Consider the following 21,209-nt stretch of genomic DNA (forward strand, 5'->3'; position numbering starts at 1 on the left):
TCTCCCTCTTGGGTGAATTTGGCCTGCTTTCGCAGGCCATATACTGCCCCCACGCACGACGATGTGCTTTAAGAGAGTCAACGGCAATACCAATAAAAAGCGCTCGGTTGCACGATGTGGAAAGCATCCTGATATGGCTCCCATGGACTTCCCCCCCCAGCCGCGTCCAACATAGTGAAGCCAGCACTCAGGCTCCATGACATTTTTTATACTTTACTCCCGACCCGCAGGGACAAGGTTCATTTCTGCCTACCGCCCCGAAAAATCGCGTTACTTCGGATTTAGCCGCCTTGTAAGCAAGCTGCGCGATGTAGTTCGACTGATTTTCAACCTCCTGTCGCTGCTCACCTGTTAACCCTTCAAAAAAAGGGGCTAGCCGACACATCTCCGCTTCTGCCTGCTCATGTTCGCCTGCAAGTGCCAGTATAACGGCGTACTGGCTTCGGACCTGAACCAGTCGCTGTACAAGACCGGCTTCATTGACGACTGGCAGGACGTATTGCTCCATCACCTCTCTGGCACCGACATAGTCCTTTATTGCGACAAACTCATCAGCTAGATCCTGTCCTACCCGGACCAGAGATTCGGGGGCTGCGGTCATGTTGTAAAATTTCATCGCGTGAATGCGCAGAAACGCTGACACCTTTCCCTGCGCGTCACTAATTCTGGCAAGCAACTCTAGGGCATCGGCCAGATGTTTGATGTGCTCGTGAACATTTTCAGGCTGGTTGATGATTGCCCACAGCACATCCGAGTTTTTACCCATGACATCCTGTGGGGTAATACCAAATAACGCGTAGTAGCGATACACTACGCTCAGACACAGTGTTTCTGCTTGTTTGTATCTTTTCAGTCTCCAGAGCGCGATAGCATGGTTATAGTCAAATATACGCGCATGCTCCTCATCCGGAAGGCTGGGGCGGGCATCTTCAGCCAGCGTTTGCACTTCACTAAGGTTTCCCTTTTCGGATAAGAAAAGCATCCGTTTCATGGTGTAGGCTGTGCGTTCCCGGTAACCAAACTCATGTTCTGTAAGCAAAGCTCCCATCGCTTCCAGCCATTGTGCAATTTGCTCAGAAACACCGTCTTTAAGCTCGGAAAAAACGAGCCCATCGAGTGCCCAGAACTTTTGTAAAGGCGCCAGAGAGTCCGAAGCTGTCGCCTGTTTCAGGCTTTCCATAATGTCGACAGTAATGCCCATCTCATAAAACAGCTCTTCACCAGATAGAGCGATGAGCGTCATGACATCGTTAAGCTTGATGTAAATCTGCGTTAGAAGAGAAAATCGCGAAGTGTCGCGTTCTTGCTGAAGGCTCTCAATCAAAAGATCTTTTAACGCCAGTAACGCGTTATTTACGATATCCACGTCCATCATGGTCAGGTGTTGCAGCCCCAGTGCCCTGACAGCATCGTGTACCTTTAACGTCTGGTTTCCATAGTTTTCAATGGTTCCGGTGGCTCGCATTTTTTTTATTAATGTGGCTGCCCCGTTTGAAGGGATATTCAATGAGCGGGCAAGATACCCTGAAACTTCATCACGGCTTAGCCCCACATCGGACAGACTGAACAACGCCAGAGCGTTCTGGACCAGTGGCTCAAACCCCTGATAGACACGGCTGAGAATGACTTCCTGCGCGGTTTCCGTGCTGTTTTCCTGTTGCCGCAGTTCAGCACACAGCGTGTCTATATCCCCTTTGTATTCCTCTGCGGCAACTCTCGCCGCGCTTTCGACATACAGCGGCAACCCTCCGGTGTAGCTTCGTAGCTGCTCATATCCCAGCGCACTGGCGTGCCCACCGAGGTCGGCCACTGCGGCAGCCACTGTGTCGATATCCCATCCCTGTAACGATTCACGCTGAAGTCCAGTCATCGCCTCCAGTTGACGGACATTGTCATGGGGCTGGCACAGCAGCACAAAATGGATACGGGTTGTGGCGTGTAGAACATCCCGCAAGTTCTCCACAGGGATACGATGCGCATTATCCAGAACCAGCAGCAGATTGTCGTTCCGTTGCTGCAAGAAGGTGTCGAACGTTCTCAGCGCTTCAACGCCACTGGCACCAGGGAGCAGTATTCTTCGCAGGCCACCTTGCTCCTGAGTCGCAAACCGGGCTGCCAGCTCACGAACCAGCGTACTGGCAAGTGCAGGACCCGGAAGGTCGCCAGCGTCGTAATACGCACACACCTGGGTACTGTGCTGGGCGGCCTGTGCTGCCCATGCTGTTTTACCTGCACCAGACAAGCCGCAAATGATGCGTATCCGCTCATCCGACACAAAAGAGGGTTCCTCTCTTTGTGGCCGGTAGAGTGTCGGCGGTGCAGGGAAGTCCTGTAACTGAACGATGAGCTGTTCGAACAGGGTAGGAAGATCCCGGGTATAAAACGCATGCCGTCCGTCGGCATCACCTCCGGTGGCGGCGAGCTGGACCAGACCGGCCAGCTTCCAGATCAGGGATTCTGGCGACAATAACGAAAAATTCAGTTGCTCTGCTTGCGCGATGCACCACGCGGCCGCATCAGCCACGGTGTCCCAGGCAGGGGGAAGTGCGGGATAGCGCTCAGCGGTTGACTGGGGCCAGATAAAACGGACATCCGCAGGAAGCGTCTTATCCTCAATCATCTTCTGCAGATGTGGACCTGGCGCCTGGTTGGCGACGATAACGAAAGAAGCGCTTCCCTGGCGGCGCCCATCAGTGTGCTCGTTACGCAGCTCCGCAAACCGCGCGAGCGCGCCAGACACATCGCTGAGAATGATGGGTTTCAGGCGGGTTTTAACCTGAACGTAAATGCGCTCCTGCCTGGAGTTGAGTTCAATATCCTCATCCAGCTCAACGGTTACTGTCTCCACGCTGGCTTTCTGTGCCAGCAGCAAGCAGCCAACGGCATACAAGTGCTGATAAAGGAATCCCCGGTGTACGGCTTCAATACGTACCAACTGGGCAGAGTCCAGAACATCCGGCATAGATTTTTCTTTGCTTCCCCTCATTTTTGTTCCTCAAGTTACTTGTCAGAAGTATCCAAGATTTACCTATCAGCGTGCGCAATGGAACTTAAGTATGGCTACCAAAAGTTTGACCAGAACACCCGGATTGATTGATCGGTGCGCAACAATTTCACCTCATATTCTGAGAGAGGCAGATGTAGTTCGTATGGTGTTACATCAATAAATTGAAGGAAGTCCACCCGCTGTCAGATATGTCAGTAAAACAGGCTATATATCATTGAGTAAGAAATTCGGGAGCGTTACTTTTATACGTGTCGGTGCACTGGCTGCGCATTTGTTGCTAAAGGGACTGGAAGGGGAGGTGGCAGTCATCACATCCCCGGAAGAGATGGATGCACGACACCTCTATGTCGCTATGACGCGGGGATCTTCGCGGCTGATTATGTGCTCGTTGACTCCGATATTGACGGCCCACTAGCATAAATTCTTGAATTTGCTATGGCGTTACCGTTCAGAATTACCAGGCCCGTTGATTGCTCGGTTGAACAACTTGGTTATGGAACTGCACAACGAATTCAATGTTCGTAATGCAGTGACGATAAATTGGCTGCGTTGCCTATCACCGGGATGGGGTCAGTCCATTAATGGCTCTTTATTGGCATGCAGGGAAGTAGCAGCACTTCTAAGTTTTTCCAGTAGCGAGTCGCAAAGGTTTCGGCGCTGGGGCTCGGAGCCCGCTGCTGTGATTTGTAATGTGAGAACTCCCTGATGTTTTAAGAAGATGTTCCAACTGCTGCACATGCAGGGTAATATCTGGAACCATAAACGTGTTCACCGGATTTACTGCCATTGTCTCGATATCACTTGCACTCGAATCTACTCTTTCCCTCTTAATTTGAGTGCTATCTTCCGTGGCGTAAATCTAACGCATCCAGAGCTTCGAGGGTCGCAATAACAGACTCAACATGCTCTGCGTCAAAGTCATCGCGATTTTCCTCTTCGTGTGTTCCCTTGTACCAACTATCATTTCGATAACTAAAAAACAGAGAGTACTGAACTTCATTAAAGAGTTGCATCCGGGACTGGCTGACATTATATTCATATACGTCTAGCATATAGGAGTGCGCGCTGTTAATCTCATTTTAATGAGATATAGCAGTGCTTGAAGGGAGAGGGCGGAGTTCGGCTTTGCCCTCTTTTTTTCATGACTCCATTTAGCTTCAAATACTTGTTAAAATTCATTGCGTTACTGCAAGGGATTGATTAATAATTCCAATTAATGTATTTATTTTTTCATTTATCTTGATGTGTTTTTTCTCTTGTTCAAGAGAAAGCTTCCTGAATTCATTTTCCCTGCTCGGCACAGCAACTATCAATTCTTCATAAATCTCCTTTGCTCCTGATACTTTCGCCAACTCACTGCTGTATTTTTCAATAAGAGACTTTATTTGGATATTTACATTTCTGTGTTCATGGTTGGTAGCACTTGAAACAAGTTGACAGGAAGACTTTGGGGTTGCCTCAATTAATTCCACGCATTCTGTTGCGATATTAAATTCTGATGTGACTGAGTATAAATATTGATACACGCCTGTTTTTCTTACTTTGTTTAATAATCCTTTTCTAACCAGGGATTGAATTTGGTTATAAGCAAAAGCTTTTGCCTTTAAATAATTTTTCGGAAGTGAAAATCGCTCGATAAGAATTTTTGCTACTTCGTTACTGGTGAAGTTATCTTTGCCAATTAAGATGATTGCAGAAAATATGTACGACTCAGGGTTGGTTACTCGACTATTCATATGACAAAACAAGGCTGTTAACTTAGGATTGCTAAGTATACAACAATGACAGATACTTAGACAATCTAAGCATTCGAGGCCAATGAAGATGAATCAGTGTCTGAAAAAAATCCAATACCAGAACGACTTAAGGAAGCGAGATGCAGGGCGGGTTTATCACAGCGCTCTCTGGGTCTCCTTGTTGGCTTTGATCCCGCATCGGCTAGCAGTCGTATGAATCATTATGAGAAAGGACGCCATGTCCCCGATATTGATACGCTTCGACGAATGGCGGCAGAGTTAAACGTACCGTTGAACTATTTTTTTTGTGATGATCAGACAACAGCAGAACTTGCATTACTCATCTCCCGAATGACAGAGGAAGAGCGAAGTAACCTTATCGAAGCACTAAAAACGTCTTCAGGTGTAAAATATGCTGACAAAAAATAATGTTATACAAAAGGCTATTGATCTTTTTGAAGGTAACGAAAGTGCAGCATTAGACTGGTGCAATGAACCAAACAGAGCATTACAGTGGAAAACGCCCTCTGAGTTAATGGACTCAGAAGAGGGGGCGTTGAAAGTTGCCATGCTCATTTTTCGAATAGAGCAAGGCGTTTATTCATGATTTACGACCCATCTTATTTCTCCAACTAACGGTTGGAGAAATTTGGGAAGGTAAGCAATATACAGAATGACGGAAAGAAATCGTCCATGCCCTTTGCCGAAAAATTACAACCAGCATTATGACGACTTGTGTAACTCCCGAATTACATGTTTGGCCAACAGACTTTCCACCGGAATAACCGTATTGATTTTTACCGCTTTGACAATTTCTATCAACGACAGGGTATTCTGCGCCAGTTGGTCTCGCAGCTCACTGACTTCCGCCTGCAACTGCTGGTTTCTGGCCAGCAAGGCCTGACGGGTTTTGCGGTTGACGTATTGCTGTTTTTCTTTTGGGCGTAAATTCAATGGGCCAAGTTGCTGATCAACATAGGCAGCAATTAGGCGTTTTCGCTCAAGGCTGCTCAGCGTACTTAAACCACCGTTAACGATACCTTTTGCCTTGAGCCGAATATGCAGGGCCTTGGCGGAAATAGGGGACTTGTCAAAGCCTTCAACCAGCATCAGTTGTAATTCGTGCTCGATCAGTGTATCCAGTTCCTTGCCGCGCATCAGTCGTTCTCCTGCATCAATTGTTGGTATTCAAGTGCAAAAAGCTGGGCCAGTGTACGGACTTTGCCCTCGGTGATTACTCCACCAGACAACACACTCTCCGTAGCAACCAGTTGTTGAGTCTTGGCACGACGCTGCCATTGTGCTTGTATTGCCTCGAGTTGCTGTAACCGTCGTTCGATGTCGGCCAGTCTGGTCTGGTAGTCAGGCTGATGTTGTGTAAGTTGGGTCAACTTCGAATGTGCTTGCTGTAACGCCTGTTTTTTGGCAATCAGATTGGGTAGCTCATCTATCCGGCCTGTCAGCGTGAAATGTTCACAAAAGGCAGCACTCTGGCATTTCAGTCGATAAGGACATCCCCAGAGGTTAACTTCCCGCATACAGGAGCCAAATTTCAGCGGATACATCACGGCATGTCTTGCCACCATGGCAGAGGCTTGCTCTGGTCCTTCTGCGTCGCGGATTTCTTCAAAGGCGGCAGCAACATCTTCAAAGAGGCCGTCAGCAAATGACGCCTCGACAAACCTAGCTACATCATCCCGATCGTCAAAAGTATGCAGGTTGGCTTTGATGGTATTGTCCAAAGTCATGTGTTCCGTGACCGCCAGTTGGCCGGTCCGTTTGACGATTTCCAGTGGCGTAGCAACGGAGGACGAAGAGGGCGCGGCAGTTAGTGCTGTCGATATCGGCTGCAAGGGCACCAACGAGGCTGCTTTTCGCCGTTCTGCAAGCGCCAGATGCTGATAGTGCTGATTCTGCGTGATGTCCACTCTCCCCATCAGCATTGCCTGTAAGTGGTCAGCGATATCCGCAATGGCAAGAAAGGTATTGATGTTGTGCCGGGGAATGTGGGTACGCATCCGGGTGGGGGTACCATTCTCTTCCAGTAATTGATATTTGCTGAATACTGATCCATCAGGCTCAACATTGCCTAAAAATTTATTCATAAGTGTGTTAGTGAAGGGTATCGGTATAGCCAGCAAAGCCAGTGTGCGCTTTAATGCCAGCGAACCCTTCTCATGTAGAAATAACAGGTCTTCGTAGTTAACTTCGTAGCGTTTGCCATTTTCCATCCAGGCGTGCGTACAGGGTTCGTTGGCATTCGTCAGGCCAAATTCGGTCTTGATGTAATGATTAAGGTCAGTCTTGGAATAATAGATAGATTTGCTGTTTTTTGGCCCTGGCATTTCTTGAACGGGCAGCACACCTCGTTTGCTGAGGGCTTTGGATGTTTTGTCTCGTTGTCCTGCCCGGCCACGAAAGCTTGAGGTGGTTTGTGTGATGTACGTCACCACATCATCCAGTTCGACTCGTTCACCGGGCAGGGCGCTGATGGCCTGTGGCAGGTAATCAGTAAAAGATTTCGCCCGTAGATAGGTCAGATGACTGCGTATTGGTGCGGTCAATATTTTAACGGAACTGAATATACTCTCGACCAGAGGTGCTGCCAGCGGTTCTACCCAATGCGTTCGCTCCCCTGCACCTTTGACACCAACATAACGGATACCAAGGAAATAATCGGGTAATCCCTTGTCCTGAAACCGCTTGCGGATTGCCGGATCATCAATCTGGCGTTTAAACAGCGCATCCTGTCTGAGATTAAACGCTTCAATGGAGCGAAAGCCGGTGATAACCAATAACAACAGGCAATTTAACGCAATTTTCTCAGCATCACTTTCCACCCGCTGGATTAATGCAACTATGTTCAGAAAACCACGAATGGTAATCAACGCATCTTCACCATCGGTAGTGGTATCAGCCAGCGTGTACTGCTGTTTCAGCGCCATGGTTTCCCGGGCTTTGCGGGTGAGGTTGGTTTGATTGGTATATTGCCCATCGGACACATATTGCAATGTCACCAGTGTGAATGACTGGTGATTAACCAGTTTTTGCAGACTGACACAACGTCCTTTGTAATTGGCGGTATTGGGATCCCCTAGAGATGAAGCTGTGCTGAGGTTATCCATCGACCGTTGAATTACCCCTGTGGTTAGATACACTGGGTGGGTTTGCCCGGTCAACTCAAATAGTGAGTGGTACCAGCGCTTCAAAATCATCAGTGTTGCCACTGCCACCGCTGGGGATATACTTCGATTTCTCCTCCGATACACCAGTACCAGCAGGGCTTTCATAAACCGGGCATAGTCTTCTTCCACGGCATGACGCCCCTCAATACCTTTGGTACGGCTGATTTCATCAAAGCGTAATTTATTTTTGCCATTACCACGTAACCAGCCACTACCATTGCTGCCGCAGACCCAAACAGGGTCATCCCATGACTGATCGAAGTCTGCCGCCAGATGCTGTTCAAACCAGCTTTGCTGCTCGGTGATAAAGGCGTGAAACTGCGCAAAATGTTTTTTCATCGCACACCGCCTTTTTCTTGATGAAAACGGCAACGGGCAATCACGGATTGAATTTCAAATTGTGTGGTTTCATGGATGGAAATAAGTGGATTGCGGGCGTTGCCAACACTGTCTGAAATGGAAATCAATTCATCGACTTCTTTAACTACACTCTCCAGCACCGCCTGGTGGTCACCATCAGTAAAGGGGCGGTAATACAGGCAACCGTAGCAGCAGCGTACTTCACAGAACGGACATTCGCCATCATCTCTGGAGCAACCACCAATCCCATCATGCAACTGATCACCGACTATGCCGACCACGCGCTGGCCTTGCCATTCCGTTGAAGAGGTCAGTTCACCTGTCAACATCATAGCTACCATGTTTTGCCATACCGGATTGGTACCCAATGCTTTGGCTCGAATCAGTGCCAGCGCAGGCGTCGCCAGGATGTAATACTTGGCAACAGTAAGTGAGGTATGTCCCAGAATATGCGCAATTTCTTCGGCGCTGCCCCCTTGCATAGCCAGTGAATGGCCCACGTTGTGGCGCAAGTCGGTCGGCGTAATGGTTGGCAAAGCCGCTTCGCCACGCGCTACGGCAGCCTGATAATCTGGAGGACTGAATCTGAGGATGGCCTTGCTAATCGCTTTGGACACATAAAATGGTGCAGAGTGACTAAATTCAAATAACTTGCCATCAGGTTTTAGTTGCGCTCGCTCGATATAGTGCCTAATCAACGCGCCGATTTCCGCTGGAATCGCCAAAAACAGACGTTCAGTCGTTACGCGCCGCTGTTTGGCGTAGGGCAGAAGTAAGCTATAGCGTATTAACCCGGTTTCGGGGTTTCGGGTATCAATGCGCAAATCTTTTGTTGCCAGCTTGGCCAGTTGTGCCGGGCGGGCTCCGGTGACATAAGTCAGCCCCAGAATTGCTGCATCTCGAATGGTGTTCAAACTGTAGTTTTCGCCATAGCGAATCGACGTAGCCATTTCAAACAAGCCTTTACTGATCATGCTTTTTTCGAGCGGATCCAGAACATGGTCGATTTCCTGATAGATGTCCCAGTCGTGGGAATGCGGGCGAGGGATAAATTCGAGGTCTTCGTAATCGTCGAGGGTGAAACCGGGGAATGCTTCGGCACAGAGGATTTTTAGGCCGAAAATGATGTAGTAGAAATATCGAGGATCAATTTCCTGAGTTTCAAGGTAATCTTTCAACACCGTAAACGTGAAAGCAGATTGGGTTATGCAATGATCAGTTGCCAAAGACCAGGCATGGAGTACACCAGGAATCTGGGCTGGACACTTGGCAGATGCATAACGGAAGCAAATATATTTGGTTAATTGGTTGCTGATTTTATCCCGTCGGAAGTGGGCATAGCAGCGGCTGCCTGAATAATCGAATACCCAACTGTCACTTGTTGAATTAATATATTTATCATCGAAATAATCTGCCGACTTGAGATAAATGCCAGCAGGTATATCAACTTTTGAAATACTTTCAACAAATGCAGGTGTATAAATGGTACTATTCGACTCATTTAACTGTTTATTGATTCGACTCATATGCACTCCATTCGTCACATACATGAGAAAAGGTTGCTCTCAGGGCCTCGTTATCCATAGCGATTCGGTGAAGATTGGCCGTATTAGCCTGCTGTGATAGAAATCTTTTGGCATAAACATCAGGCATATGGCTATTGTGACTCCAGCCGCCAAGCAGTCGTAATTCATCCTTGGCTTCATCCATCAATCCAACGATAGAAAAATCCATGACAGCCTGGAGTGAGTCGGCCTTAGTTTTTTGAAGTTTTTCACGATAAATGCGTTGAAGTGTCAAATAAGCCCAGGTATGCCGGGTTATATGAGGCGAGATGCTTTCAATGGCATCATAATATTCATCTGTTTTATATTCAGGATACCGCACACTCATAATGTCATCAATCCGGGTAAAGATATCATAAACTGCATGGTATGACAGTGGCGGGTGTGGTTTTTGGGTGGAAGTGAACAGAAAACTATGGGAGGCTTGAGGGCGAATTTTATTGATATATATATTTAGAAAATGAAAGTCCAGTTTATCTAATGCCAGCACCCGGTTTGCATAGACATTTTTTAATGAAGGCAATCTTTTTCGCTGATCCGAAACGTCGTCATCTACTGTGGTCACAATCAGGCTGAACTGATCCCCTCGGAGATTTGGTTTGATCGAATGACACTCCAAAAGCAGTAATTCACTGACACGCAATCCGTAATTTAAAAGCAATCTGCAAATCAGAAAATTACGTAGCTGGATTTCACCAGCGGGGAAGGGATTAAGTGGGTTTTTCTTTGAAATTGAACCGGGTGTAATGATTTGGTAAAAAGCCATGACCATCTCAGCAGTCAGACTTCGAAAGCGCTTATGGGTCGTGCCATTGTTCATCTGACGAGAATGGGTAAGAGTACGGAATTCTGCTTTATGTATCGATAACCGTCCCGTTAACTGCGTGGCAAGTCGTGTGAGCTCTTTAGGTGAGCCATCTATATATCTCGGCGAGATATACGTGTTAATCAAATATCTGATAAAACGAATAACCGAATGTACATGCCTGATATTTGTACGACGTTGAGGCGTGGTCTGCGTCGTAGACCTTATGGTTAACGCTGGTACATATAAATGCGTATTTTCCAGATAATGAAAAAAGGCTGTAAGTTCATCAATGGCAATCAATGGATTGTGGTTCGAGGAATAGAAACTGAAGCAAAAAGTCACGCCATGTTTCTGGTGCCAGAATTCATAGAAAAACTTGAGCGCTTGAAGTGAAGAGGATTGCGTGGCTGATGAACGCAAAGCAAGATGGTCTATAAGATATATTAACGGATATAAAAGCGGCTGGCGCGTGTGAGTATCCATCAGTGCCCATAAACGCTGCCGTTGGTTGATATTGAGTTGTGTGAGTATGAACATGCGGCATTTAACCATCGTAAATGGTGTGGGTATGAACAAAGTAACCGACAAACATAACGTCATGCAAGAAGAAGATAGAGGGATAGGTAAGTGTATGATTGATCGTAGTCTGTGGCTGGTTATGAACTAAATGAACGACGGACTAAATTTAACATAATATACATTATGCGCACCAAGATAGAGGAAGCAAGATTACGCGATTTTGATCAGAACTCAGTTAACCATCCCGGGATTCTGCTCATGGCCCATTCAGCGCAGTTTTTTACTTTGGATGAAATTAACCCATGTTGTCGACCGGCACCTGACAACGCAGATGGCCGCGCAGCGCCTGGGTATCTTCGCTCGTCAGTGCCGACGTCTTCTGTCGCGTTACCGCGAATCTGGCCCGCCTGGTATGGCTGACCGCCGTCGAGGAAACCCCAGCAATAACCAACTGCCTGATGGTCTTGCACATTACATCCGAGATCGCCATACCGACTTTGTGCCGACGCTTACATGCGTGAAACTCGCAGAACTGCACGATGTTCACCTGTCCCAAGAAACTGTCCGTTCACTCATTGTCAAAGCCGGTCTCTGTATCCCTCGCAAACAACGTGCGCCGAAAATTCAGCAGCCACGCTATCGTCTTGCCTGTTGTGGCGAGTTGATCCAGATTGGTGGCTGCGACCATCACTGGTTCGAGAACCGTGCACCCGCCTGTATCGCACTGGTCTACGTCGACAACGCGACGAGCCACCTGATGCAGCTTCGATTTGTAAAATCGGAATCGACATTCACCTATTTTGAGGCCATCCGGGGCTACCTGGAAAAGCAGTATCACATTATACGATGGCGTAAAGATTCCACAGATTGGTTAAGGGAAGTTATTATGCTTCCCTTAATGCACACTTTAAGCAATTTGCAAACTACTCATAAAAAGTATATATGAATTTTATTCAATAGGTAAATTGTGCAGTTTTAAGAAAGATAGCTTATCCCAATAGCCTCTTTGAAATATAATTTTATTATTTACTATTTGAAAAAAACCGCAACCTCTTAAACCTGATGGGGCACGCCACTCTAAAATTGCCCATTGTCCATCTTCGAAAATGTTTTCAACGATACAAACCATTTCTGGAATAGAAAAATCTTGTTCAAACATTTTCTTTATAGCCTCTTTCCCAATAACTGGCTCATTGGCTACCTGATGGTTTATTGCATTATCATCATATAATTCTGAAATAATTTCTACATCTGCATTATTAAATGCGTCAACCCATTGGCAAAGTATTTCTTTTGGCGTCATATAAATTACCTCCAGACCTGTAAATAATTCTTTTCCATAGCATAACATCAAAATCCTATCAAGCTAAAAATTTATTGGCACGCTCGATGCCATGTTCCTCGACTACGAAGCGGCCAAAGATTATGCAACCCGCTTCAGGCTGGTCACGGCGGCGAATATCCCTTCTTTCGACGCGCTATTGACCATGCTGGCTTCCCTGCTCTACCTACGAACGCCTCTCGGAAATCGTTCAGGGAACAATCGCAGATGTAAGAAACCGCCACGCCATGATAGTAACGTTCACCGTCCTGTGTAAAACCCAGTCATTGCATCTGGCCATGACTGTGTAGTAAATTTGGCTGTTGATTAGGTGCAGAGCAATGATAGAGCGTTTTCTGCGACACGATAATTTTACGCACTATGAAGGTTAAATTTTGAAAGCATCAAATTTTTCGGAATTAATAAAGATAGCCGCTCTGCAGCTTTTTAGAGAAAAAGGATTCAACAATGTCTCCACCCGCGATCTTACACAAAAGCTTAATATTTCCAGGAGCCACATCTATCATTATTATAGTAACTGGGAAACATTAAAAAAATCGGCCATAAAATATATGTTTGATAATGACATCGAGGAATGTCATGCAACATTTAAGGCCTCGGAAAGTATGAGCCCAACTGACAGGGTCAGGCTGTATATCAAAACGCTGTTACCTGATGCGCCATCAGCGCACTGGCTGCTCTACCTTGAACTCTGGCCGATGGCCGCGCGCGACGATGATTATGCTAATTTGGTTCATAATCAATCACTGCAATGGATCAATATACTCGAAGAAATCATCGGCTCCGGAATTAATGAGGGCGAGTTTTCCTCGATAAACGCTTCGGTATCCGCCAGACAAATAAATGCATTAATAGATGGATACTCAAGTTTGCTGATCCTCGATTATTCAAAAGAAAAAAGAACCGCTTTTCTTAATGAAATATATGAGATTTCTTTTAAAATCCTTGGCAAACCCTTCCGAAGCACATGAAAAACCCGCAGTAGAAATTAGCGCTTGTTTATGTCCAGATAGCTTAAAATGCGTTTCATTTTACTTTCCGCTGTGGTGTTACCCGCAACTCGGGCATCTATCCATGTCTCATCGGCTTCAGGGTGAGGGCCTGATAATAGGACATGCCCTTCCCCATATTTATATCTGGCGATAGCGACATCCCCATTGTCGTAATAAGCTATCGCCTGGAACCCAGCGTTTGAGGTTGTGTTATTCAGATAGGGGCCATCCTGATAGTAAAAAGGTTCCTGTTTATTATTCCATTTCACTTGCAAGGTGTAATCCCCCTCATCATAGGCGCGTGAACCAGGTCTTCCCACTTCTGACTCAAGGGGTGCATCAATGAGCCCAATCCAGTCTTTATCGGCAAGATACGCCCCCATGCAAATGCCAATAAAATCTTTGCCGCTTTTCACAAATTGACGGATAGCCTCAGCGCCATCATCACCAATGACGTCATAAGAACCGGGTATATCCTGACCGCCGCCGGGTTGAATGTAGATATCGAATTTTTTAAGCGTTTGCTCATTCACTTTCAGCGTTTCTTTTTCACCCACATAAGCGATGTTCAGCGGCAGGCCAGTACCGACGAGCGATTTCACCACCATTTCTGAACACCCCGCGCACCCGGCGTCTCCCCTATAAACAGCGATACGATAAGTTTTTGATGGTGAGGCATTTGCTAAGGTTGGTGTGGAAAGAATAGAGAAAGTAAAAGCCAGAGCAAGGGTAATTATATTTGCTCTCTTCAACTGAGTTTCCTGGAAAAAAATTGGCATTACGCTATTCCCCTTGTCATAGAGTGTTTTGTAAATCATTCAGAACCATTTTACCATTCTAAATGCATGACATAAAACTAGAGCGGTCGCTCAAATTTAACTTTGGCGTTGATTTTGTCAAGCGTTTTTAAGCACAGCAAAAAAAAGTTAATACGTAAAAAAGTGTAACTCTGACAAAGTTGTATAAATTTTTTAGTGAGATGCAGGCGACATACGAAAGGATAAAAAAGCAGAAACAGCAGTATCCTTGAAATCATCAACTAAGGTATAAGGGCTAATTAACAGGCGCTGTCCTGAAAGCCATACTTAACTGAACAAGACATTTTGTTTTTCGTGGTATGTCCGCGAGAGTATGCATCGGCGCGCACGAGGCAGATGAGAAACGGCGATGGCCCGAATCGTATAGAGACGCAAACCTGAATACTCCGGACACCGCGCTTCAGGACATCGCTCAAGACGCCGATAGCGGGCAGTATCCGGACGGTACTATTGAACGCCGGGGCAACGGTACTACCCTGCCCTTTATGACTGACGACCGGCTATCTCACCCACGCACTTCTCCCTGAAATTTAACATCGTCGCGGTTAATGTCGAAAATTTGCCACCTGACGTGGTTGGCATCGAGGGTGAAGACTGCCGTGGCGAGGGTGTTCTCCTCATCCGGATCGTCGGCAGCCAGCCGGTAAATTGGCAGTTTGGCGTCATGGGTATCTGAGAGAATGGCTTTTGCCGCCGCGGCGTCAAACGGAGGTTGTGTTTCCCGCCACTGCACGAGGCGTAACTGCCGCGACGCTGAGCTGTCGGTAACGATCTGCTCAACGCCAGCCAGTGCCGCATGCACCAGATGGTTGGCATGCCCGGTTACCGTCGTCAGGGGTAGAACGGAACAGCCTTGACCGGTGGCCTCAACGCTGAACAGCCGCGCATCGCCCAGTTGCCCGAGCGTATGGTGAAACGCCCCGGATCGCGGCTGGCCGGTAAGTATAGTGATTGCCTCGTCGAGGGTGTTCGCATTCAGAGAGGCGCGAGCCAGGATCTGACGCGGTAATCCCTGCGGACGATGCACTGCACGGATGTTATTCACCGTGTTAACGATACCTTTTTCATTCACCGCAAAGGTGTGGCCGCAAATCGACCCCGGATAGGCAAAACTCGTAAAGCTCAGTCCGCGACTCGGAGTAATGGTAGCCAGCAAGCATTCATCCCGTAACTGAGGAAAACCGTCTTCATTGTGCGCAATAATCCGCTCGCCTGCGGCGTTTACCCCGGCCACCGTCGTACAGCCATCCGACGTTGAGCGCACCAGATCGCCACGGCAGTTCCAGGCAAAGACCTGATCAACAGTGGCCTCCAGCCCCTGCGCCAACCCCTCCAACTCCTGCCAGATGTGCGGGTAATGCCGCTGCACCTCGGCGCGCATTAACCGGGTCTCAGGGGATGCCTGCAGGGCCATCACCGTTTGCCACAATGACGTGAGCCTCAGTTTCTGATGCCATGCTTCACGGCCAAGCTCGCCAAGGCGCAGGCCAATCTCAAACGGGGAACCACTGATGTCGATTTTCTTCATGTGATGGATTCACTTATGTTCAGGAAACGTGCTGTAAAAATTCTTTCAGGCGCGGATTGCTACTGGCATTCAGCAGGATATCAGGTGGGCCATCTTCAGCAATGGTTCCACCATCGATAAACATCAATCGAGAGGCCACATCGCGTGCAAAGCCAATCTCGTGCGTCACTATAATCATGGTCATCCCTTCATCCGCCAGTGAACGCATCACTTTTAATACTTCATGGCGCAACTCCGGATCGAGCGCAGAGGTTGGCTCATCAAACAGCATCATTTTCGGTTTCACCGCCAGCGCGCGGGCGATAGCCACGCGCTGCTGCTGGCCGCCAGAAAGCTCCGACGGATAGTGCTCGGCCCGTTCGCGTAGGCCGACACGTTCCAGCAGCGCCAGCGCCTGTTCGCGGGCTGCCGCTTGACTCATTTTGCGTACGCGAATAGGCCCAAACATCACATTTTCCAGCGCCGTCAGATGCGGAAACAGATGAAATTGCTGGAATACCATCCCCGCTTCGCGGCGGATTTCGCACTCGTTGACGTGGGGATCGGTCAAGTGCATCCCGGCAACCAGCAAGGTGCCGGAGGAGATCGCTTCCAGCTTGTTGATACAACGCAGCAGCGTCGATTTACCTGAACCTGAAGGACCGATAATCACGACCACTTCACCGGCATCAATTTTCAGATTGATATCGTGCAGCACCTGGGTGGTGCCGAAATGTTTAGCAACCGCGCTAAATTCAACCATGCTCATAAAATATGGATCCTTTTCTCCAGTTGCTTCAGCAGGAAGCTCAGGCACAGGGTGACGGCAAGATAAATCAGGGCAACCGCTGTCCAGACCTCAAGGGCACGGAAGTTCCCGGCGATGATCTCCTGCCCCTGGCGCGTTAATTCCGCGACGCCGATAACAATGAACAGCGAGGTGTCTTTAATGCTGATAATCCACTGGTTGCCCAACGCCGGGATCATGCGGCGCAGGGCCAGCGGCATAATCACGTGCCATAGCGTTGCGCGCTGCGATAATCCCATCGCCAGACTGGCTTCTTTAAATCCTCTATTGATGGACAAAATTGCGCCGCGCGTAATTTCCGCAATATACGCGCCGGAGTTAATAATAATGGTGACCATCGCGGCCGTGATGGGGTCGATACGAACAGGCAGAATCATTGGCAAGGCAAAATAGATAAACATCACCTGTACCATAATTGGCGTACCGCGAATAAGTTCGACAAAAATTAATGATAACGTTTTCGCGATGCCGCCTCCCAGTGCACGACAAACTCCCGCCAGCAGACCGATGATAAAGCCGCCCGCCAAACCGACCATAGAGATCAATATTGTCAGCTGCAGCCCCTGTAATAATAGCGGCAGCGATTCCCATATATATTTCGTTTCGAAATTCATAATGCGGTCTATTACTCTCGGTTCTGGCCGGGGATACCCGGCCCGGCGGGGGTTATTTAGGTTGCTTGTTAAACCATTTGAAATAAATCTTGTCGTAGGTGCCATCCGCGCGTAATGCGTTTAACGCGGCATCGACCTTCGGCGTCAGGCTGCTGTTTTTCTGCAGGGCAAAACCGTATTTCTGCGGCAGAATGCTGTCCGTTTCCCCGGTCGATTTTACCTTACCGCCACCTGCGGTTTTCACATAGTAGAGCACGTTTGGGGAGTCGTGAACGACCGCGTCCAGGTTGCCGGCCTGCAGGTCGAGATAGGCGTTATCAATATTAGGGAATTCGACATAGTTGGCTTTATATTTGGATTTCATAAAAATGGCCGCGGCGGTGCCCTGCTTCAGCCCCACTTTTTTACCGGCCAGCTCGCTGAATTTGGTGATGGAATCATCACCACTTTTCACCGCCATTAAGAGATCCGCATCGTAGTAACCGTCGCTGAAATCAACGACCTGTTTGCGGGCATCGGTAATGGTGATCCCGGCCATTGCCACATCTAAATTACGCGACTGCAGCCCAGGAATTAAACCGCTGAAATCCATAGGGCGTAATTCGTAACTGACATTCATTTTCTTCGCAATGGCTTGCCATAAATCGATATCAAAACCAACATATTTATTGCCTTGCTTAAATTCAAAGGGTACGAAGGCGGTATCCACACCGACTAATATTTTATCTTGTGCCATGACGGCAAAACTCGCCGAACAGGCAACCAGTGCCAGGGTAATCTTTAATTTTTTCAATAATGCAGACATAATAATCCTCAGCGTAATTAAGACAGCAGACAGAAGTTTTCGCGCAATACCCTAAAACTGATATTGGCATTGAGAATAAAAACAGTATCCCTACATTCGCACGCAATATAAAAATCAAGGCGTGCGAATTATTTATGCGGGAAGAATAAAATCCCTGGTGTCGGGTACTGGCGTCTGCGCGCCGTTCATAATCATTGAAAGAAAGCTGTAATAACCGTTGATGCCTATCAGATCGACAACGCCCTTTTCCCCCCAGAGATCGATTGCCTGTTGCCAGATATCATCGCTGACTTTTTTATGCTGATGCAGCTGCTGGCAAAAATGGTAAACCACCCATTCATCAGCCTCCAGCGACTCTGGTTGACGCTGTTCATTAATTGCCTGCACCGCCTGTGCCGGGATCCCTTTTTCCCTGGCTATTGGCGCATGAATGGCCCATTCAACCGGCTGCGACCAGTGACGCGCGGTCAGCAGGATGGTCAGTTCCGACAACCGCTGCCCCAGCGCGCTACGGTAGCGCAGATACTCCCCCATTCGCTGCGCATGAGCCATCAGTTCCGGGCTGCGCAACAACGGTTCAAACGGCGGCAGCAGCGCGCCGCGCGGCCCGTTGATAATCTCCTCCGCAAGCTGGCGTTGTTCATCGCTCCACTGCTGTTCTGTCAGCGCAGGTAAACGATTCATGGCTGATGTCTCATCAGTTTATGCGTCTCTTCGCTGATGACTTTGTGCAGGGTATCTACTACAAAATCGAGTTCGGACCGGCTGACAATAAACGGCGGCGCAATCAGGATATGATCGCCCCGCTGGCCATCAATGGTTCCGCCCATCGGATAGACCAGCAGCCCGTGCCCCATGCACTGCGCTTTAATAGCGGCATGTAGCTTCAGCAGCGGATCGAATGCCGTTTTGCGCTCTTTATCGCATACCAGCTCCACGCCGGCGAATAAACCGCGGCCGCGCGTATCACCAACATACGGTAATCCGCCCAGCACATCATGCAGCGCCTGCTGCAAATACGCGCCCTGCTGCTGCACCTGCTCGAGCAAACGATCTCGCTCGATAACCTGCTGTACGGCCAGCGCAGCCGCTGCGGCGGTCGGGTGACAGATGTAGGTGTGACCATGCTGGAACATTCCGCTACCGGCTTGCAGCGCGGCGACGATTTGCTCACTGGCCAGCACTGCGCCAATAGGCTGATAACCCCCGCCTAAACCTTTTGCGATGGTCACGATGTCAGGGACAACGCCATCCTGTTCAAAGGCGTGCAACGTGCCGGTACGGCCCATGCCGCACATCACCTCATCGGCGATATACAGAATGCCGTATTTATCACACAGCCGACGAACGCCTTGCAGATAACCCGGTGTAGGCGGCATTGCGCCGGTGGTTGCGCCAACCACCGTTTCGGCGATAAAGCCGATAATTTTTTCCGGCCCGGCGTCCAGAATTGCCGCTTCGAGTTCGCCAAGTAAGCGCTCGGTATATTGCTGCTGGCTTTCACCCGCCTCACGGTCGCGGTACTCATTACAGGCCGACACGCGCACCACATCCATCAGCAGCGGCGCGAACTGGCGGCGGCGCCACTCGTTACCGCCAACTGCCAGCGCACCCAGCGTATTGCCGTGGTAGCTTTGTTTACGGGCAATAAATAGCGTGCGATCCGGCTGCCCGATCTCCACAAAATACTGGCGCGCCAGCTTCAGCGCCGTTTCAACCGCTTCCGATCCGCCGGAGACGAAATAGGCATAGTTCAGGGAACCGGGCGCGGTGCGGACAAGCTGCTCTGCCAGTTGTTCCACCGTATCGCTGGTGAAAAAACTGGTGTGGGCATAGGCCAACCGATCGATCTGCCGGTGCATCGCCGCCAGCACATCCGGATGGGCGTGACCCAGACAAGAAACCGCCGCCCCGCCGCAGGCGTCCAGATAGCGTTGACCACTGGCATCGGTGATGTAAGCGCCCTGGGCACTGACTGCCACTGCCGGGGTGGTACGTAGGCTGCGGTGAATGATTTGACTCATGCTTTTATCCTGCTTTAGAAATCGCTTTCGCGTAAGTTGAAAGCATCATGCAGGATCCATTTGAATCTCGTCAATTCAATAATGATTCAAATGTATTTAATTTTCTTATGATAAAAGCAAATGAATCATTTATCAGGATTTATCGGGCATCACATACGCCCCGGAGCGTTGCAGATAACGTTCTGCGCTCTCAATTTTATTCACCGCCTCCCTACCGTGGCGGGCAACCAGCATCGCCAGCAAACACTCGGCGACGCCCATACCGGACACTATCGAAGGGAAAAAAGACGGGCTGCTGAGGGAAAACAGCAGCGTGCAGTCCGCCGTTTGCGCCAGCGGCGAAACCGGTGAGTCGGTGATGGCGATAATCCGTGCCCCGGCCTGCCTGGCAGCATTGAGAACGTCGAGAGATTCGCGGGAATAGGGAGAAAAGCTGGTCAATAGCAGGCAGTCTTCCGCGTTGATCTCACGGGTGAAGACTTCGATATTGCTTGCCAGCCCGTCAATCAGCGACACCTGGCGATTGAACAATCGATAGACATAAAACAACGACCAGGCGATAGGAAAGCTGGCGCGGAAGCCGCAAATATAGACCTGCTTCGCTTCATCCAGCAACCTAACCGCTTGCTGCATAGCGTGTTGATTCTCTGCCTGAGTGAATGCCAGATTGGCCTGATGCGCGAGGAACACCTCTTCGTACAGCGCGGGCTGCGTTCCTTTCGCGATCAATTTTTCAGCCTTAGATACATATGTATCATTTCCTAAGCCGAGATCGTCGATAAATGCACTTTTCAGCTCCCGCCAACCGTTATAGCCCAGACGCTGCGCCAGGCGTAGCAGCGTGGCAGGCTTAACGCCGGCTTCCGCGGCGAAGGCGCGCATTGATTGCACCACCAGTTGGTTGGCATTTTGCAGGGAAAATTCCGCCGCGCGCTGGAGTTCGGGCGACAGCAGGCTGAATTGGCTCACAATATTTTCACGAAGATTCATGGCGTATCGTTATCATCCGTAAGAGTGGCTGCGGCGAAACCGGGCCGCAGAAAGGGATATATATAACCATAATTCGCCGTAATTGCATTATGGCAGAGACGGAGACTCATCCCTGCGCCACGGAGCATC

Annotated in this window: 18 protein-coding genes and 2 pseudogenes; 5 read left to right on the plus strand and 15 right to left on the minus strand. The window is 48.9% G+C overall.

Annotation, left to right across the window (positions count from 1 at the left end):
• Positions 1 to 187: 187 nt before the first annotated feature.
• A complete protein-coding gene (locus BWI76_RS14345) occupies positions 188 to 2,986 on the minus strand; it encodes an ATP-binding protein (protein ID WP_004137060.1) in 2,799 nt (932 codons plus the stop codon).
• 1,196 nt (positions 2,987 to 4,182) lie between these two features.
• A complete protein-coding gene (locus BWI76_RS14360; protein WP_001088752.1) occupies positions 4,183 to 4,743 on the minus strand; it encodes a hypothetical protein in 561 nt (186 codons plus the stop codon).
• 96 nt (positions 4,744 to 4,839) lie between these two features.
• On the opposite strand from BWI76_RS14360, the gene BWI76_RS14365 reads away from it, so the two are divergent.
• Complete coding sequence (locus BWI76_RS14365) at positions 4,840 to 5,172, plus strand: helix-turn-helix domain-containing protein (RefSeq protein WP_001300511.1); 333 nt, start codon at positions 4,840 to 4,842, stop codon at positions 5,170 to 5,172.
• Positions 5,156 to 5,350 carry an MbcA/ParS/Xre antitoxin family protein gene (locus tag BWI76_RS14370; protein ID WP_004137057.1) on the plus strand — a complete coding sequence of 65 codons (195 nt, stop codon included), beginning with the start codon at positions 5,156 to 5,158 and terminating at the stop codon, positions 5,348 to 5,350. Before BWI76_RS14365 ends, BWI76_RS14370 begins: the two co-directional genes overlap by 17 nt.
• A 116-nt stretch (positions 5,351 to 5,466) precedes the next feature.
• Here the strand turns inward: BWI76_RS14370 and BWI76_RS14375 are convergent, their stop codons facing one another.
• The 4 genes from BWI76_RS14375 to BWI76_RS28330 are packed head-to-tail and all read right to left on the minus strand — an operon-like array spanning position 5,467 to position 11,198.
• On the minus strand, positions 5,467 to 5,901 hold the full coding sequence (locus BWI76_RS14375) for a hypothetical protein (protein WP_001214165.1): 435 nt from the start codon (positions 5,899 to 5,901) through the stop codon (positions 5,467 to 5,469).
• Positions 5,901 to 8,267 (minus strand): hypothetical protein, encoded by a 2,367-nt coding sequence (locus tag BWI76_RS14380; protein WP_004137056.1) that lies wholly within the window; start codon positions 8,265 to 8,267, stop codon positions 5,901 to 5,903. The genes BWI76_RS14375 and BWI76_RS14380 overlap by 1 nt, the downstream gene beginning before the upstream one ends.
• Positions 8,264 to 9,814, minus strand: a complete 1,551-nt coding sequence (locus tag BWI76_RS14385; RefSeq protein ID WP_000086931.1) for a site-specific integrase — start codon at positions 9,812 to 9,814, stop codon at positions 8,264 to 8,266. The genes BWI76_RS14380 and BWI76_RS14385 overlap by 4 nt, the downstream gene beginning before the upstream one ends.
• Positions 9,798 to 11,198, minus strand: coding sequence for a site-specific integrase (locus tag BWI76_RS28330; protein ID WP_001409388.1), 1,401 nt, complete (start codon positions 11,196 to 11,198; stop codon positions 9,798 to 9,800). Before BWI76_RS28330 ends, BWI76_RS14385 begins: the two co-directional genes overlap by 17 nt.
• Positions 11,199 to 11,438: 240 nt before the next feature.
• Here BWI76_RS28330 and BWI76_RS14400 point away from each other — a divergent pair.
• Positions 11,439 to 12,009, plus strand: a pseudogene (locus BWI76_RS14400) (ISNCY family transposase); the annotation flags it as partial.
• A gap of 120 nt (positions 12,010 to 12,129) precedes the next feature.
• Here BWI76_RS14400 and BWI76_RS14405 read toward each other — a convergent pair.
• Positions 12,130 to 12,483, minus strand: a complete 354-nt coding sequence (locus BWI76_RS14405; protein ID WP_004137050.1) for a nuclear transport factor 2 family protein — start codon at positions 12,481 to 12,483, stop codon at positions 12,130 to 12,132.
• Between the two features lie 76 nt (positions 12,484 to 12,559).
• Between BWI76_RS14405 and BWI76_RS28700 the strand changes: the two are divergent.
• Together BWI76_RS28700 and BWI76_RS14415 are read left to right on the plus strand one after the other, a co-directional pair.
• Positions 12,560 to 12,658: pseudogene (locus BWI76_RS28700) on the plus strand (amino acid ABC transporter substrate-binding protein); the annotation flags it as partial.
• A gap of 238 nt (positions 12,659 to 12,896) precedes the next feature.
• Positions 12,897 to 13,493, plus strand: a complete 597-nt coding sequence (locus BWI76_RS14415) for a TetR/AcrR family transcriptional regulator (protein ID WP_004137047.1) — start codon at positions 12,897 to 12,899, stop codon at positions 13,491 to 13,493.
• 17 nt (positions 13,494 to 13,510) lie between these two features.
• On the opposite strand, the gene BWI76_RS14420 is transcribed toward BWI76_RS14415, so the two are convergent.
• From BWI76_RS14420 to BWI76_RS14460, 8 genes are all read right to left on the minus strand, one after another.
• Complete coding sequence (locus BWI76_RS14420) at positions 13,511 to 14,293, minus strand: BPL-N domain-containing protein (RefSeq protein ID WP_064371837.1); 783 nt, start codon at positions 14,291 to 14,293, stop codon at positions 13,511 to 13,513.
• Between the two features lie 544 nt (positions 14,294 to 14,837).
• Complete coding sequence (locus BWI76_RS14430) at positions 14,838 to 15,860, minus strand: C45 family autoproteolytic acyltransferase/hydolase (RefSeq protein WP_004137043.1); 1,023 nt, start codon at positions 15,858 to 15,860, stop codon at positions 14,838 to 14,840.
• Positions 15,861 to 15,879: 19 nt separating this feature from the next.
• Entirely contained in the window at positions 15,880 to 16,602 is a 723-nt protein-coding gene (gene glnQ / locus BWI76_RS14435) for a glutamine ABC transporter ATP-binding protein GlnQ (RefSeq protein WP_004137041.1), read from the minus strand.
• A gap of 2 nt (positions 16,603 to 16,604) precedes the next feature.
• Complete coding sequence (glnP, locus tag BWI76_RS14440; protein ID WP_004137039.1) at positions 16,605 to 17,261, minus strand: glutamine ABC transporter permease GlnP; 657 nt, start codon at positions 17,259 to 17,261, stop codon at positions 16,605 to 16,607.
• A 52-nt stretch (positions 17,262 to 17,313) separates the two neighbouring features.
• Positions 17,314 to 18,066, minus strand: coding sequence for a glutamine ABC transporter substrate-binding protein GlnH (glnH, locus tag BWI76_RS14445; protein WP_004137036.1), 753 nt, complete (start codon positions 18,064 to 18,066; stop codon positions 17,314 to 17,316).
• Between the two features lie 132 nt (positions 18,067 to 18,198).
• Positions 18,199 to 18,750 (minus strand): carboxymuconolactone decarboxylase family protein, encoded by a 552-nt coding sequence (locus BWI76_RS14450; protein ID WP_004137034.1) that lies wholly within the window; start codon positions 18,748 to 18,750, stop codon positions 18,199 to 18,201.
• Complete coding sequence (locus BWI76_RS14455) at positions 18,747 to 20,090, minus strand: aspartate aminotransferase family protein (RefSeq protein WP_004137032.1); 1,344 nt, start codon at positions 20,088 to 20,090, stop codon at positions 18,747 to 18,749. Before BWI76_RS14455 ends, BWI76_RS14450 begins: the two co-directional genes overlap by 4 nt.
• Before the next feature lie 132 nt (positions 20,091 to 20,222).
• Entirely contained in the window at positions 20,223 to 21,080 is an 858-nt protein-coding gene (locus BWI76_RS14460; protein ID WP_004137030.1) for a MurR/RpiR family transcriptional regulator, read from the minus strand.
• Between the last annotated feature and the right edge of the window lie 129 nt (positions 21,081 to 21,209).

Origin of the sequence: Klebsiella sp. M5al (genome assembly GCF_002090195.1) — a bacterium.
GTDB classification, from domain to species: domain Bacteria; phylum Pseudomonadota; class Gammaproteobacteria; order Enterobacterales; family Enterobacteriaceae; genus Klebsiella; species Klebsiella grimontii.

Excerpts from the sequence above, each read along its gene's own strand:
- BWI76_RS14345 (WP_004137060.1), bottom strand. The coding sequence starts at position 2,986 with ATGAGGGGAAGCAAAGAAAAATCTATGCCGGATGTTCTGGACTCTGCC.
- BWI76_RS14360 (WP_001088752.1), bottom strand. The coding sequence starts at position 4,743 with ATGAATAGTCGAGTAACCAACCCTGAGTCGTACATATTTTCTGCAATC.
- BWI76_RS14370 (WP_004137057.1), top strand. The coding sequence starts at position 5,156 with ATGCTGACAAAAAATAATGTTATACAAAAGGCTATTGATCTTTTTGAA.
- BWI76_RS14375 (WP_001214165.1), bottom strand. The coding sequence starts at position 5,901 with ATGCGCGGCAAGGAACTGGATACACTGATCGAGCACGAATTACAACTG.
- BWI76_RS14380 (WP_004137056.1), bottom strand. The coding sequence starts at position 8,267 with ATGAAAAAACATTTTGCGCAGTTTCACGCCTTTATCACCGAGCAGCAA.
- BWI76_RS14385 (WP_000086931.1), bottom strand. The coding sequence starts at position 9,814 with ATGAGTCGAATCAATAAACAGTTAAATGAGTCGAATAGTACCATTTAT.
- BWI76_RS28330 (WP_001409388.1), bottom strand. The coding sequence starts at position 11,198 with ATGTTCATACTCACACAACTCAATATCAACCAACGGCAGCGTTTATGG.
- BWI76_RS14405 (WP_004137050.1), bottom strand. The coding sequence starts at position 12,483 with ATGACGCCAAAAGAAATACTTTGCCAATGGGTTGACGCATTTAATAAT.
- BWI76_RS14420 (WP_064371837.1), bottom strand. The coding sequence starts at position 14,293 with ATGCCAATTTTTTTCCAGGAAACTCAGTTGAAGAGAGCAAATATAATT.
- BWI76_RS14430 (WP_004137043.1), bottom strand. The coding sequence starts at position 15,860 with ATGAAGAAAATCGACATCAGTGGTTCCCCGTTTGAGATTGGCCTGCGC.
- glnQ (WP_004137041.1), bottom strand. The coding sequence starts at position 16,602 with ATGGTTGAATTTAGCGCGGTTGCTAAACATTTCGGCACCACCCAGGTG.
- glnP (WP_004137039.1), bottom strand. The coding sequence starts at position 17,261 with ATGAATTTCGAAACGAAATATATATGGGAATCGCTGCCGCTATTATTA.
- glnH (WP_004137036.1), bottom strand. The coding sequence starts at position 18,066 with ATGTCTGCATTATTGAAAAAATTAAAGATTACCCTGGCACTGGTTGCC.
- BWI76_RS14450 (WP_004137034.1), bottom strand. The coding sequence starts at position 18,750 with ATGAATCGTTTACCTGCGCTGACAGAACAGCAGTGGAGCGATGAACAA.
- BWI76_RS14455 (WP_004137032.1), bottom strand. The coding sequence starts at position 20,090 with ATGAGTCAAATCATTCACCGCAGCCTACGTACCACCCCGGCAGTGGCA.
- BWI76_RS14460 (WP_004137030.1), bottom strand. The coding sequence starts at position 21,080 with ATGAATCTTCGTGAAAATATTGTGAGCCAATTCAGCCTGCTGTCGCCC.